The 14080-nt window shown below is 53.6% G+C and carries 13 protein-coding genes; all 13 read right to left on the bottom strand.

The window, feature by feature from the left end; genetic code table 11:
• Positions 1-2: 2 nt before the first annotated feature.
• The 13 genes from AC0YNS_RS03440 to AC0YNS_RS03380 all read right to left on the bottom strand — a co-directional run bounded on the left by AC0YNS_RS03440 (position 3) and on the right by AC0YNS_RS03380 (position 14079).
• Positions 3-671 (bottom strand): response regulator transcription factor, encoded by a 669-nt coding sequence (locus AC0YNS_RS03440; protein WP_475779619.1) that lies wholly within the window; start codon positions 669-671, stop codon positions 3-5.
• A gap of 76 nt (positions 672-747) precedes the next feature.
• Positions 748-1509, bottom strand: a complete 762-nt coding sequence (locus AC0YNS_RS03435; RefSeq protein ID WP_475779618.1) for an SDR family NAD(P)-dependent oxidoreductase — start codon at positions 1507-1509, stop codon at positions 748-750.
• Between the two features lie 108 nt (positions 1510-1617).
• The gene (locus AC0YNS_RS03430; protein WP_475779617.1) at positions 1618-2040 is read right to left on the bottom strand and encodes a ribosomal maturation YjgA family protein; all 423 of its coding nucleotides are present in this window, start codon (positions 2038-2040) and stop codon (positions 1618-1620) included.
• 34 nt (positions 2041-2074) lie between these two features.
• Positions 2075-3175 (bottom strand): DUF3900 domain-containing protein, encoded by a 1101-nt coding sequence (locus AC0YNS_RS03425; protein ID WP_475779616.1) that lies wholly within the window; start codon positions 3173-3175, stop codon positions 2075-2077.
• Positions 3176-3295: 120 nt separating this feature from the next.
• Positions 3296-4123 (bottom strand): aminoglycoside adenylyltransferase domain-containing protein, encoded by an 828-nt coding sequence (locus AC0YNS_RS03420; RefSeq protein WP_475779615.1) that lies wholly within the window; start codon positions 4121-4123, stop codon positions 3296-3298.
• Between the two features lie 198 nt (positions 4124-4321).
• On the bottom strand, positions 4322-6418 hold the full coding sequence (locus tag AC0YNS_RS03415) for a HelD family protein (protein WP_475779614.1): 2097 nt from the start codon (positions 6416-6418) through the stop codon (positions 4322-4324).
• 234 nt (positions 6419-6652) lie between these two features.
• Positions 6653-6943, bottom strand: coding sequence for a DUF1294 domain-containing protein (locus AC0YNS_RS03410; protein ID WP_475779613.1), 291 nt, complete (start codon positions 6941-6943; stop codon positions 6653-6655).
• A gap of 13 nt (positions 6944-6956) precedes the next feature.
• Positions 6957-9497, bottom strand: coding sequence for an ATP-dependent helicase HrpB (hrpB, locus tag AC0YNS_RS03405; RefSeq protein WP_475779612.1), 2541 nt, complete (start codon positions 9495-9497; stop codon positions 6957-6959).
• Between the two features lie 143 nt (positions 9498-9640).
• Positions 9641-10447: an adenosylcobinamide-GDP ribazoletransferase gene (cobS, locus tag AC0YNS_RS03400; protein WP_475779611.1), complete on the bottom strand. Its 807-nt coding sequence runs from the start codon at positions 10445-10447 to the stop codon at positions 9641-9643.
• Position 10448: 1 nt separating this feature from the next.
• Positions 10449-11144: a bifunctional adenosylcobinamide kinase/adenosylcobinamide-phosphate guanylyltransferase gene (locus AC0YNS_RS03395; RefSeq protein ID WP_475779610.1), complete on the bottom strand. Its 696-nt coding sequence runs from the start codon at positions 11142-11144 to the stop codon at positions 10449-10451.
• 39 nt (positions 11145-11183) lie between these two features.
• Positions 11184-12242, bottom strand: coding sequence for a nicotinate-nucleotide--dimethylbenzimidazole phosphoribosyltransferase (gene cobT / locus AC0YNS_RS03390; protein WP_475779609.1), 1059 nt, complete (start codon positions 12240-12242; stop codon positions 11184-11186).
• Positions 12243-12256: 14 nt separating this feature from the next.
• Entirely contained in the window at positions 12257-13042 is a 786-nt protein-coding gene (locus AC0YNS_RS03385) for an ABC transporter ATP-binding protein (RefSeq protein WP_475779608.1), read from the bottom strand.
• On the bottom strand, positions 13039-14079 hold the full coding sequence (locus AC0YNS_RS03380) for a FecCD family ABC transporter permease (protein ID WP_475779607.1): 1041 nt from the start codon (positions 14077-14079) through the stop codon (positions 13039-13041). The genes AC0YNS_RS03385 and AC0YNS_RS03380 overlap by 4 nt, the downstream gene beginning before the upstream one ends.
• Position 14080: the final 1 nt, after the last annotated feature.

Below are 14080 nucleotides of genomic sequence, written 5' to 3'. Positions count from 1 at the left end.
GACTATACCTCCAGCCGATAACCAAGGCCACGTATAGTCTGAATGCGAAACCGGCTCTGTTCCTCGGGAAACTTCTCGCGGAGACGCTTAATATGAACATCCACCGTTCGCTCATCGCCTTCGTAATCGTAACCCCAGAGCTGTTCGATCAACTGCTCGCGCGCGAAGGTTTTGCCTGGGTAACTTGCTAATTTGAACAGCAATTCAAATTCCTTCATGGGCAGGGTCATCGTGGAATCTTCAACCGTCACCGAATAGGTTGACCGATTCAATATAACGCCGCCGGCTTGCACCGTTTGTGAAGTTGCAATGCGATAACGCTTCAGCAGCGCCTTCACTCGAGCCACCAGCTCAAGCGGTTCGAACGGTTTCACGAGGTAATCGTCTGCGCCAAGCTCGAACCCTTTTACTTTCTGGCTGGTCTCTCCTTTTGCCGTCAGCATCAGAACAGGCAGCTCCATTCCATCGCGTATCTCCTTGCACAGCTCCCAGCCATCCATGTTCGGCATCATTACATCCAGAATGACTAGTTGTACCTGCGTGGATTCAAGAACCGTGAGTGCTTCCCTCCCGTCGCCCGCTTCCACGATCTCAAAGCCTTCCGCAGCGAGCAGCAGCGATATCAGTTCACGAATATGGGGATCGTCATCAACGATAAGCAGTTTGGTCATGGTGATCATCTCCGGTCTATGAATTACTCGTTCATGCGCTTATTATAAGGCCGTTCCATGAACAAAATATGAACAGCTATCGCTCATTCGCGAATGCGCGCAGAACGCTCCCGCTCTGATGTGACTCTCCCAGCAATCGAATCAGCTCTGCCGCCACCTCTGCTGTGGAACGCAGTTTTCCTTGCTCATAGCTAGTTTGGAAGAAGGTTTGTAGTGGAAAATCCATCTTGTCCCGTCCACGAGCAATGGTTTGCATCTGAGTATCGGTCATACCGGGATCAAACGCAAACACATGTACCGGATTCGTCTCATCCCGCTGCTCATCGGCAATACACCGTGTCAGCATATTGAGTGCCGCCTTGCCGCTGCAATACATACTCATGGAAGGTGCCGAGTATTCGGCAAGACCTGAAGTTACATTGATGATCGTTTTGCGGCGGAGCGTCGTTAAGGCACGTGTATGGTGAATAAATCGGCCGCAGAGCAGCATCGGTGCCAGTAGGCTTGTCTGTATATGCGCAGCCATTTCCGAAGCGCTGATGGCGTCAATCGGTTTTAACGGCTCCAGCATCGCGGCATTATTAATGAGCAATAGTTCGCTTATTTCTGGATCAACATCAATTTCCTGAAACAATTGATTAATCGTTTGCTCCAGTGCTTCTGCATCCGCCACATTACACTGTATAGATATGAATCGGTCCCGTCCAGCGAGCAAGCTTGATTCCGATCGTGATAATCCATAAACCTCATAGCCATCCGTTAACAGCTCCAGCGCCACTGCTTCACCGATTCCTCGCGACGTACCCGTTACGATTGCAACCGATTTTCCCCGATTCATGACAGTCGTCCTCCCTGGGATCATTTTCCTCTATTGTAGCGATCTAAGGATAACCTTAGCAACCTGCCTACCCCTCGGACAATAAAAAACGACCTGTAAGCACAATGCTTACAGATCGCCCTTATATGCGACATTCTTGTTCCTTCGTCGTCCGCTGTTCGCACGGAGACCACTATCAATTCCATATACGATAGCGATGCCTACGGTATATCGAACTAGATCGATGGCAAGAAATCCTTGCCCCAGCACCAATCCGCCAATGACCGTCGAGCGCAGCGTATGAATCCAATCTGCCAGATACAGCTGACTGAATTCAATCGCCATACAGAATAGGAAGCTTATACCGGCTGCAATCGAAGCGCGTTGTCGAACCAAACAGGCTCTACAGCCAACATAGATCATACCTGCCCAAAGGGCATCGCCGGCGTGATCCGCAACAAACCTAGGCAGGCGATCTCCGAAGTGCCGAACGGACAAACCCAGGACAATAAGCACCACAGCTGCGATGAAATAGGAGATACGACGACTCATCCCAAGCCCCTAACTACCTTCATAATAATCGGTTTTAGTATGGCAAATCATGCTTGCTCGTATCGGCCTTTTCTTTCTTCCGTCCGACCACTTCGAGCACTTCCAGCAAATCCGGCGGCTGCAGCAATTCGACCGGTGACATGCTGCGATCGAATTGGAACGCATCCCCTTCAATAAGTGCAATATAACGGCCGTTATAGGTTGCAAAATGAATCGATTGCCCAAACTCGGCAAGCGGTCCTTTAATAGAAACATCGCCTAATTTAAACGCTACACTTAGGTTCGGCTGTTGCTCGACCAGACGCTCCGCTGCGGCAACAACCCGCTCCTGATCCCAGGACTGCTGCAGCTCCCTTTTCTCACTAGCCGCCCAAATTTCGAACTGATTCTCTTCTTGCTGCCGCTCTTCACCCACATGCCCCTGCCATTTATCTTCCATATACTCATGAACCATCGTCAGCATCTGCTCGCTCATAAGCTCAGGCATTGCCTTCTCATAGCTGACAAAACGAAGAAAATCCTCAAAATATCGGGCATGCGACGCTTGATGAATCTTCAGCTCCCACGGCTCCAGCATGCCGTCCTCCGGCATGAATGGATATTGAATGGACTTCATATTACGTGCGCTGATCGCCATTTCGACATGCGAAATCAGGTTATGCTCATCCGTAATTCTGGCGATTTTCGGCTCAAAATCACATTTCAATACGAAGATCAGCGGCTCATCCGTGTGACGATTCGGCGTGGCATGCACCACCAATAAAGCACCGCCTCGCACAGCGGCCGCTTCCATATAGAGGCGAACGAGCTCATCGGCGAAGCCGTGAAACTCTGACGCAGAAGCGGAAGCACGGAGCCGCTGAAACGTATTATAGTTCGGATTGCTGTCCAGCTCGTAGCCGGGCTCCACGATAAAACGGCCGATTTTGGTCGGCGCGCCTTCCGTGCTTGGATGACGATCTGCCTTTCTTTTACAGATACGCGTGAATTCCCCATCCAGGAAAGCCTTCAGCTCGCTCTCTGCGTAATCATAACGATCCAAGGTTTGAAAATGTTTAAACGTCTTCGCTGCGCTGTTGTCGCCGCCTTCACCTTGTATAACAAAAAACGATAAATATTCAACGATAAAATCCATCCGGTATGTGAGCCCCTTTAGCTGATGTAATCTGCGAACCCGTCAGTCAAGCTGACACTCAAGACATTAGCATAGCATAATTCGACTCAGGCTGTCCTGCCGAAAACCGTGTTCGGACTATTAGAAATGATATTTCGAGTTGCTTTCCGCAATCGTAGTCAGCACAAATTGCAACACCTCTTGTGCACGTTCGAGATCCGTGTTGTACAACGTCCCCTCGACACCGCCGCCGCTGCGAATCTGAACAGCCTCCCGTAGAACGCGATGCCACTGACTTTGCTCCTGCTGCTGCAGTAGATATTGACCCGCTTCAAGCTTCGTAATCATGCTGCGGTGCTCCATGGTGTAGACAATTCTAGCGAGTGTCAGCACAGCGAAATCGATCCATTCTTCATCCATATAGAGCTCTGCTCGAGTGGCTTTTCCTGCCCAGTAGACGTTCAAATTATAGTTCATAGCCGCGCGAATTTCATCCCATTCCGCGACGATATCGAGTTCAGCCGCTTCAGGGCCAAATACCGCAATGCCGTGATCCCTCAAAATCCATGCCGATGTGGCGTCAACATAGCCGGTATGCAAGCTTTGTTTCCCTCCGTGGGTCAGTCGAGGAAAAGTCTCCCCAGCCGGTTCCGCTTTCTTGCTCAGATGGAACAAGCTCGTATACAGCCCTTCAACCGCCAGATGAAACGGATGCATGACATGTAATTCCTCATGTATAGCCGTGATCTTCGCATTGTCTTCCTCGTCTACGACAGCTTGATTTAACACGACAATGAAGTCTATATCGCTCTTCATGCTTTGATATCCGCCTAGGGCAATCGAGCCTTGAAGATAAAGTCCATGCACGAGATGCGGCACATGCAGGCGAAGCAACCGGCCAAAATCGTCCATCAACGGAATTAGTTCATCTGGAATCATGGATTTGTTCATGTTCTTGCCCGTGTTCATGGTTCACCCATCCCTTCCTTTACGCCTTGCAGTTTAGGAGCTTCTCTCCACATACTATCGGCATTGCTCCCCGGCAAAAAGAGAAAAGTTGAAACATTTTCTTTCTTATTTTGAAGATGGTGGCGTAGGCGTAATCGTCGAACGAAAAAAGCTGCCCCCTGTCATCAGCAGATGACAAATGGGACAGCCCTTCCACAATCACAATACAGCAGCTACCGGCTCGGAAACCAATGATGTTAACTCGCCGCAGTAGAGCAGCTTTAACTTATGCAGCGCGCGAGTACACGCTACATAGAGCAGTTTGGCATCATTGCTGCCGAAGCTGTCTCCGTCTGCGTCCGCGATCAGCACCGCGTCGAACTCGAGGCCTTTGGACAAATACGCAGGAACGACGGTCAATCCGCCGCCGTAGGCATCTTGCTTACTTTGCACGAGTGAAGCTGCAATGCCTGCTTCAGCAAGCTTACCGGCAATCCCCTCGCAGGAGCGTGCCGTTCTGCCAAGGACGGCCATCGTCCGGTAATGGCCGGATTTCTGCCATTCCTTCACGGTTTCAACGACCATCGTCAGCCGCTTCTCATCGGTGGAAGCGTTCGTTACTTCCACCATTTCGCCGCTGCGGAACACAGGAACAGCCGGCTTCACGCCGGTCCCCATCGCTCCGAGAACCAGGTTCGCGAAATCGATGATTTCCATCGTGGACCGATAACTCCGATCGAGCTCAAAATAGCCTGTATCGTCATCCGGCAGCAGCGAAGTCAGCTCCTTCCAGCTATGAATGCCGACATAGCCGTGAATCCCTTGCTGCAAGTCCCCGAGCACCGTCATCGACGGCTGTCGCTGGCACTGTTTCAGCGCTTCAAGCTGGAACGGCGAGTAATCCTGCGCCTCATCGATGACGATATGATCATACGGCGAATGCTCGAAGCCGAACAGCCGCAGCTGAATATATACAAGCGGCGCCAGATCCTCCGGCTGAACGAGTTTCTGCTTCAACGCTTTGATCATCGCTGCAGTGCTCTTGGCAGGCAGCAGCTCTTGAACGGCCGGCTCGCGCAGCAATGAGCTGTACAGCTGCGATGCCGTATACGAAGGAATCTTCTTCGCATAGGCATTCAGCTTCGTACCCAGCTGCGACTTCAGCTTGCTGTCAGTCAGTCTGCGTGTCTTCCATTCGGACTCCAGCCAGCGCTTGAGCCGACTAACCAGCCGGCTGCGCCGCTTCATATATGGCTCGCTTGCATCGTCCGTTGACAGCCACTCGACGATCATGGCCGGCGTTACCTTCCAGTCGGGCATCGGTTCGAAGGACTGTTCCGGAATAAGCGAAGCTTCGGTCAACGCCAGCTTCTCATCAACCAACGCCTTGAAAGCCAAACTTCCCTTTACGCGACTCGGCGCATGCTCCATTTCTTCCCGCGTTCTCGGTTGCTCGAACCAATACACGAAAGGATCATAAGCCTCATCCAGACGAACCTCATGCTGCAGCTGCTCCTGCGCCCAATCGGCAAAAGTAGTCTGCAGAATGTCACCAACGCCCAGCTCCGGCAAGACACCGGAGATATAATCAAGGAACATGCGGTTCGGAGCGAAAATAACCATGCGCTCAGCTCGGATAGCGCCTGCATAACGATACAGCAGATAAGCTAGCCTGTGCAGCGCAACGGTTGTTTTTCCACTACCTGCAACCCCTTGAATGAAAACAGCTTTATTTTTATCCGTACGAATGATGCGATCCTGCTCCTGTTGAATCGTCGAGACGATATCGCGCAGCTTGTTGTCTTTGCTCTCACCCAGCCGATAGAGTAGAAACTCATCCGTGACGGACTCTTCTTCCTGACCCCGCACGTAGCTGTCGACAACTCGCTCTAGCTTCCCATCTCGGACCATCAGATTGCGTTTGAGATGCACCGTACCTTCAACATCGCCATCCGGCGATTCATACGTAACAGGCGCTTCTCCGCCGCTGAAAGCATAGAACAAACTTGCCACCGGCGCGCGCCAGTCGACGACCAACACTTCATTCGACTTCTCATGGGCAACGCCTGCTTTGCCGATATAGAGCGGCTTCGGCGCAGGATGCACCATCTCTTGAAAATCAATTCGGCCAAAGTAAGGCTCTCGCTCGGCCACCTCCAGCCGTTGCTGCCGCTGTTCGCGCTGCAGCTCCAACATTTGCTCGGTGAAATCATTGCCGGTGTAGCGCGGTCCGATTTCGCGAAGCTGTTTGCGAATTTGCAGCAGCACTTCGTCTACGCGCGCAGCCTCTTCTTGAAAGGCACTTTGAACGGTCATGTCAGTTACCTCCCTCTGCGACTGCAAGCCGCTTGCATTCGATGCAGCGTATTAACAGCTCTCACCGTCCATACCCCTTAGGCTTACCAGGAGGCGGCGAAAGCCGCATTCGCATGCGGCTTGGTCTGAAAATATGTGATAATAGCTATGGCTCCGGGGCGGAGCACGAGTGACCACTATAGCATAACCAAACCGTCCGAGTCAATCCATCCCATTTTAGACAGGATTCGACTGTTACAGCACCGTACGGATCAGCCAAATCGCAACAACGATATGCAAAATGAGCAGGAGCGGCAGCCCGACAGAAAATGAAGGATGCTTCGTCTTATGACGGAACATCCGCATGGCGATGAATCCGCCGAGCGCTCCGCCAATGGCGCTCATTCCGAGCAATCGGCGTTCGGGGATGCGATGTCTGCGATCGCGGACAGAGCGCGTTTTGTCAACTCGCATTAAGGCGAACACGTACACATTAATAATGATGAAATAAGCTAGAACGAGCTTGTCCAGTAATGTCAGTGTCATTCAGCAGACCTCCTTAATTCTTAGGGCGTGGCTTTGCGCGGTTAGTCGGTTCTGCCTCGAGCGGATTATCCGGCCAGTAATGCTTCGGATAACGCCCTTTTAAATCCTTCTTAATTTCATAATAAGCATGCTGCCAGAAACTAGCCAAATCCTGCGTCACCTGTACAGGACGCTGTGCCGGAGAAAGCAGATGGATCGTCAAAGGCAGCTTCCCTCCTGCGATGCGTGGCGTTTGCTGCAAACCAAACAGCTCTTGTAATCGAACGGCGACAAAAGGCGCTGCAGGATCGCTGTAATCGACCGGAATCCGCGAGCCGCTCGGCACGGTAATATGCGTCGGTACCTCCTGATCGAGCTCCGAGCGTTCCTGCCAAGTGAGCAGCGATTCCAAGAGCGTAACCATAGACAGCCGCGACAGATCGTTGCGACTTCGCATACCGCCAATATACGGTGAGAGCCAATCGGACAACGTGGCAATTAAAGCCTCACTCGAAACATCAGGCCAGCTGCTATTGTGCGTATGCATAAGCGCAATCCGTGCTTGCAGCTGACGGGCCTGCTTCGACCAAGGGAGCAGCTCCAAGCCTTGTTCAACGATACCGCTAAGCAGCGCTTCTGCAACAAGAGTGGGATCCGCATCCGTGAGCTGCATTTCTTTGAGGATCAGTGCACCCAGCCGCAGCCTGCGCCGTGCCCGCACGGACTCCGTCTGGCGGTTCCATATTACTTCCGTTTCCGTCTCGATCTGATCGGCAAAATCATGCTCAAGCTCCGCTAACATAATCGGCGCTGCCAGCTGAATACGGCTGTCACTCCCGCTATCCTCCAGCTCCGCTGCAGCCAGATAGGCCGAGCCCGATAACGGCTGCAGCTCTTGAATAGCTGCGCCTCGGCCGCTGCGGAGCAGATAGCGGCCATCGCTGCGGCGCTGCGCGATGCGGTCGGGATACGCCAGCGCGAGCAGCAAGCCGCAGCTGTCGACGGGCTGCGGCGCCGTATCTTGGATGCCCGCTGCGCGCATCCATTCTCTCGCCTCCGCTGCGATGCGTTTCACCGCAGCCTCGTCCGGCTGCTCGCCTTCGGCCCGCCCGTGCAGCGCATCCAGGCGCAGCCGCATGTCGATGCTGCGCGATTGGCGCAGCAGGTCGCGATCGCTCAGCAGTGCCGCGAGCTCGTATGCGAGGCGGCCAAGGCCGAGCTTCTTGGCCTGCAGCACCATATGGGCCAGCCTCGGATGCATACCAAGCTCCGCCATCTCACGGCCGTGAGCGGTCGGCTTCCCATCCGCGTCGACAGCTTCCAGCTCGCGCAGCAGCTCCATCGCTTGCGAATAGGCGGCCGCCGGCGGCTTCGTGAGCCAGGCCAAATCTTCGCCCGGATCTGCGATTCCCCAGATCGCCAGCTCCAGCGCGAGCGGCGCCAAGTCGGCACCGAGCAGCTCCGGATCGCTCTGCGGCTGCAGCTGGTAATGGGCTTGCTCCGTCCACAGCCGGTAGCAATAGCCCGGCGCCTCCCGCCCGGCACGACCGCGCCGTTGATCTGCGGAAGCGATGGAGACAGGTACCGTCTCCAATCTCGCCATTCCGGTCCGAGCCGAGAATCGCGGTACGCGGCTTAGTCCGGCGTCCACCACGATTCTCACGCCGCGCACCGTGACGCTGGATTCCGCAATCGACGTGGCGAGGACGATTTTGCGCATGCCCGGTGCGGAAGGTGGCGCGACGGCACGATCTTGTGCCTCCGGCGACAGCGCGCCGTAGAGCGGCATAATGGTGAGCGACTCCGCTCCAGGCAGTGAAGAGGACGATTGAGCAGCTCGCAGCAGCCCTTCGACTCGCCTTATTTCACCGGCTCCGGGCAGGAATACGAGGGCATCACCTTCATGCTGACGCATCGCCTCCATTACAGTCCGCGCAGAAGCATCTTCAATTCTGCCGGATACAGGCTTAGCCGCGTAGAAGGTCTCAACCGGATAAGCGCGACCTTCACTCACAAGCATAGGCGCGTCACCCAGCAAAGAGGCGACAGGCTCTGCTTCCAGCGTAGCCGACATGACAAGCAATCGAAGCTCCTCACGCAGGACGGACTGCGTTTGCAGACAGAGCGCCAGCCCTAAGTCTCCGTGCAAATGCCGCTCATGGAACTCGTCAAAGATAACGAGTCCAACGCCTTCAAGTGCCTGGTCCGTTTGCAGCATCCGCGTCAGAACGCCTTCTGTGATAACCTCAATGACGGTATTCGGTCCGACTTTGGTATCCATTCGCACGCGATATCCAACCGTTCCTCCCACTTGCTCGCCGAGCGCTGTTGCCATATAACGAGCGGCTGATCGAGCCGCCAAACGCCGCGGCTCCAGCATGAGAATTCGCTGACCTTGAAGCCACGGCGCATCCAGCAAAGCAAGCGGTACTCGTGTCGTCTTCCCCGCGCCAGGGGAGGCAACGAGCACAGCAGAAGTCCTTTCTTCGAGCACTTGCCGCAGTTCAGGCAGAAGCCCGTCAATCGGAAGCGGCTCTTGAGCACGAACCGTTCGATTGTGATTACGTTCGTTCATCGTTTGTTCCCCTGTCTCTCAATCTCATATGTCCTATTATAGGGACTTTCCGCTTTCACCGTCAAAATTCGCAACTTGAACAGAAAGAAACCGAGTGCGCTCAACGCCCTCGGTTGCAATCTTTGCATCAACTCATAACTCCGTTAAACCACAACCAGCATCAAACTAAACAACAGCAAGGCTTCAATCATCTCAACCATTGCCCCGTACGTATCTCCTGTCAGTCCGCCCAGCTTGCGTGACAGCCATACACTGAGAACAACGCCAGCAACAATCGTAATTACGCCTTGCAGGAGCAGCATCCCTAACTCTAACTCTGGATATGCAACAATTCCAGCCACGGCAACAAGCAACAGCTGCAGCAGCACGGCCCCCGCAGCGTGGCGTATGCTAACCGATTTAAACAAAGCCGCCATCCCTTCTTGCGGTCTTGCGAAAGGCCATCCAATCATCGCCATAACTACCCATGTTCGACTCCAAGAACAAGCAAGAATCACGAGTGCCGCTACGGTACGCATATTCAGCTCTGATCCAACCATCAATTCTGACAAGACAGTAAACTTGAACAATAGCAATAATACTGCCGCAAGCACACCCATGGCGCCAACTCGGCTGTCTTTCATAATCTCCAGCATGCGCGCGCGAGATCGGTGACTCAGTACGCCATCCGCAGTATCCATCATGCCATCCAGATGTAAGCCGCCGCTCAGCATAATCCAGACGATTAGCAGAATAACAGCTGCCGGCATCGCCGGTACCGCACCATGAAGAAGAGTCATCGCAGCGGCGACTATACCGCCAACGATTGCACCAACAAACGGATAATAGACGACGCTGCGTGCCAGCATCTGAGGAGTGAATGGAATGACAACCGGCACGGGTATCCGTGTCAACAGCTGCATCGCCGTTCCGAGCGCTTGAAGCTGTACTTTCATGAATCGAATTAGCACGCTAATCCTCCCCCAACTCAAAAGCATGTGCCTTCAAATCAAGCGGGATGCCGGCCACCACCAGAAAAGCCTGCTCAGCGCATGCAGCCAGCTTGCGGTTCATTCGCCCTGCCTCGTCGCGGAATCGGCGTCCGAGCGGATAAGCAGGTACGATTCCGCTGCCTACTTCGTTGGTGACGAGCAGCAGCGTACCCGTAAAGCCGGATACAGCATCGACAAGTCGATTGACCTCTGCTAAGAGCGCTTCGGAATCATATCGAAATGATTCCCCATCAGTAGCGTCAAACTCACCGAGTCGGAGCATCTGATTCGTCAACCACAGGGTGAGACAATCGACAAGAACGGCAGGACGCTCATGAATTTGACCTTTGATTTGTCCTTTGATTTGTCCTTTGATTTGTCCTTTGATTTGCCCCCCCACTTGCCCCTGCTCTAGTCCCTGCACTCGCCCTTCAACCACAGCTTCCGCCTCAAGTCGTTCCAGCAGCTCCGCCACCTCGTAAGGCTCCTCAATCGTTTGCCAAGCAAACTCCGACAGCGCACGCGATTCCCGATGATGGTCGGTCCGTTCCTTCATCTCCTCATCCCAAATCTGAGATGTGGCGATATAGATGCCCCGCTTAGCCAGCTTCTTCGCATAGGCTTCGGCGAAGCCGCTCTTCCCGCTCCGAGCACCGCCGGTAATGAATATCGCCATGTTCTCCCCCATCTCTTGTCCAACAAGCATTGCAGTCCGCTACTCGCGCGAAACCCCGGCGCTCTCGAACGTAGCCATCTCTCGCATCACGCGAAGTGCTGCATCGACCAAATGGAAGCAGAGCACAGCCCCCGTCCCCTCACCCAGCCGCATATCCAAATAAATCATCGGCGATAATCCGATCTGTTCCAGCAGCTTGCGGTGTCCTTGCTCTTGCGAGAGATGCGAGCCGATCATATACACCGCCGATTGTGGTGCAATCGAGGCTGCAACAAGCGCTGCAGCCGAAGAGATGAAACCATCAATAATAACCGGGCAGCGACTAGCCGCTGCACCGAGGATGACGCCGACTAATCCGGCAATCTCAAGCCCGCCTATTTTGGCCAATACGCCAATCGGATCGGAAGGAGAAGGCATGTTGCACGCGATTGCCCGATTGACCACATCAACCTTATGCAAACGACGCTCTTCATTAATTCCCGTGCCAAGTCCTACTGCCTCATCTGCCGACATGCTGCCAAGCACAGCACATAGCGCGGCACTTGCAGTCGTATTGCCAATTCCCATTTCGCCGGTAGCAAACATGCGATACCCGTCAGCAGCAAGCTTTGTCGTCAAATGATAACCATCTATGATAGCCGCGACTGCTTCATCACGCGTCATCGCCTGCTCTTTTGTCATGTTCGCGGTGCCCTTGCGGGTTTTGCACGTAATCAAGGACGGGTGCTCCAAATCCGCATTCACGCCCATATCCACACAGTACACGTCAGCGCCTGCACCTCTGGCAAGGACGTTCACGCATGCCCCGCCTGAGAGAAAATTCAATACCATCTGAGGCGTTACTTCAGCGGGAAAAGCACTTACACCTTCCTCGCACACCCCATGGTCGCCAGCCATCACAATAACGGCCCGTTTTGATAAATCGGCTGTAACTTCGCCCGTTATGCCTGCTATTTGCTTAGCGATTTCCTCCAGCTTCCCTAAGCTGCCGGGAGGTTTCGTCAAATTATCCAAGTGAAGCTGGGCTGCTGCAATTTGTTCCACATCGAGTGGTTGAATACGTTCAATTAACTCCATTAAATAGTTTTCGTCTTTCATGCTAACTCTCCTTTTCACCCCGGCTGTACGCCTGATTGCAATAGAATTTGCGGAACACCGGTATCCGGATGCGGCAGCACGATGGATCTGGCACCGAACACCGTTTGAATGAGCTCAGGTCGAATAACCTCCGAGGGAGATCCATACGCTTCGATGCCTCCATCATGCAGTACAAGCAATGCATCGCAATAATGTGCTGCCAGATTCAAATCATGCAGCACGGAGATGACCGTCAACCCACCCTCCCGCTGCCAATTCTTCACTGTATCGAGCAGCTGTATCTGATACCCGATATCCAGATAAGTGGTCGGCTCATCGAGCAGCAGCAGCTCAGGCTCTTGTGCCATAACTTTGGCCAATGCAACACGCTGACGCTCGCCTCCACTCAGTTGATCGATCCGTCGATGCTGCAGTTCAAGCAAGCCCATGGAGCCAAGTGCATCTTCAACCACATCGCCGCTGCCGGAAGTTTCCTCTCCCAGCCAGTTCTGATATGGAAAACGCCCCATTGTAACAACCTCGCGCACGGTAAAACCAACCGAAGGCAATCCGCCTTGCTGCAGCACGGCAACCCATTTGGCCAAATCCTTGCGTTTATACGCACTAACAGCCCGATCCCTTAACAGCACTTCGCCTGAAGTCGGCAGCTCCATGCCTGTCAGCAGCTGGAGCAGCGTAGATTTACCGACGCCGTTCGGACCGATAATGCCATACATACGACCTTCTTGCATTGAGAAACTAATCTCGCGCAGAATTTGCTTATCCCCAATTATTTTGGATAATCGCCTTGCTTCGATCATGTTTGCGACCCTCCCTGCAGTACCTTACGCCGATAGAGCAAATAGGCAAAGAACGGTGCACCGATAAGCGCCGTCACCACGCCAAGCGAGATTTCCTTTGGGCTTAGTGCAGTTCGAGCGAGCGTATCCGCCCATAAGAGATAAATAGCACCGCCTACCGCAGACAGCGGAATAATGAAACGATAGTCCGGGCCGACCAGCAACCGAAGGAGATGAGGCACTACCAGCCCTACGAAACCGACTACACCCGCAATAGATACCGCAACCGCGGTCAAAAATGTAGAAACGATCAGAACGATCAGCTTCGTGCGCTCGACGTTCACGCCTAAATGCGCGGCATGTCGTTCGCCCAGCACGAACAAATTGAGATGCTGTCCATAGCGGATCATGACCGGCAATCCCACGATAAGAAACGGCAAGATCAGCCGGACGTGCTCCCAGCTGCGAGCACTTAGACTGCCCATTAGCCAGAATAAGGCTTCGTTGATAACGCCTTGCGACATCGACACCATGAACGTCACGAAAGCGCCGAGAAAGGCTTGAACGATTACACCGGACAAGATTAACGTCTCGACATTAATCGCTCCTCTTGCTCGGGAGAGTGCAAACACAATAAAGAGGGTAACGATCCCTGTAGTAAAAGCGACGAGCGGAACCGTCCATAAGCCGATTACCTTCTGGTAGCCGAATACAATCATGAATGCCGCGCCTACCGAGCACCCCGTTGCGACACCCAGTGTGAACGGATCAGCAAGCGGATTACGCAACACACCTTGAAATCCGGAGCCGGCAATTGCCAAACAAGCGCCGATAAGCATTGCTAATACGACTCTTGATAATCTTAGCTGTGTCACGATTGCGATATCGCTGGCATCATAGAGACCGCTCGGGTCCTCCATCCACGGCAACTGATGAATCAATATTCCCCAAACGCGCAGTAGCGGCAATCCGGATGAGCCAATCGACAAACTGACGACGACAGATACAGCAAGAAGGAGCATCGCTGCTCCTCCATAAACAACAAGCTTTGTTCTCATC

Source organism: Paenibacillus sp. J22FR21 (genome assembly GCF_056269135.1).
Note: the sequence above shows the minus strand (reverse complement) of the source record. Positions and strands in the feature narration are given on the sequence as shown.

What these genes read in the sequence shown, in the direction of transcription:
- AC0YNS_RS03430 (WP_475779617.1), bottom strand. Translation starts at nt 2,040, where the DNA reads ATGAGTCGTCGTATCTCCTATTTCATCGCAGCTGTGGTGCTTATTGTC.
- AC0YNS_RS03435 (WP_475779618.1), bottom strand. Translation starts at nt 1,509, where the DNA reads ATGAATCGGGGAAAATCGGTTGCAATCGTAACGGGTACGTCGCGAGGA.
- AC0YNS_RS03385 (WP_475779608.1), bottom strand. Translation starts at nt 13,042, where the DNA reads ATGATCGAAGCAAGGCGATTATCCAAAATAATTGGGGATAAGCAAATT.
- AC0YNS_RS03415 (WP_475779614.1), bottom strand. Translation starts at nt 6,418, where the DNA reads ATGACCGTTCAAAGTGCCTTTCAAGAAGAGGCTGCGCGCGTAGACGAA.
- AC0YNS_RS03440 (WP_475779619.1), bottom strand. Translation starts at nt 671, where the DNA reads ATGACCAAACTGCTTATCGTTGATGACGATCCCCATATTCGTGAACTG.
- AC0YNS_RS03410 (WP_475779613.1), bottom strand. Translation starts at nt 6,943, where the DNA reads ATGACACTGACATTACTGGACAAGCTCGTTCTAGCTTATTTCATCATT.
- AC0YNS_RS03425 (WP_475779616.1), bottom strand. Translation starts at nt 3,175, where the DNA reads ATGGATTTTATCGTTGAATATTTATCGTTTTTTGTTATACAAGGTGAA.
- AC0YNS_RS03420 (WP_475779615.1), bottom strand. Translation starts at nt 4,123, where the DNA reads ATGAACACGGGCAAGAACATGAACAAATCCATGATTCCAGATGAACTA.
- hrpB (WP_475779612.1), bottom strand. Translation starts at nt 9,497, where the DNA reads ATGAACGAACGTAATCACAATCGAACGGTTCGTGCTCAAGAGCCGCTT.
- AC0YNS_RS03380 (WP_475779607.1), bottom strand. Translation starts at nt 14,079, where the DNA reads ATGAGAACAAAGCTTGTTGTTTATGGAGGAGCAGCGATGCTCCTTCTT.
- AC0YNS_RS03395 (WP_475779610.1), bottom strand. Translation starts at nt 11,144, where the DNA reads ATGGCGATATTCATTACCGGCGGTGCTCGGAGCGGGAAGAGCGGCTTC.
- cobT (WP_475779609.1), bottom strand. Translation starts at nt 12,242, where the DNA reads ATGAAAGACGAAAACTATTTAATGGAGTTAATTGAACGTATTCAACCA.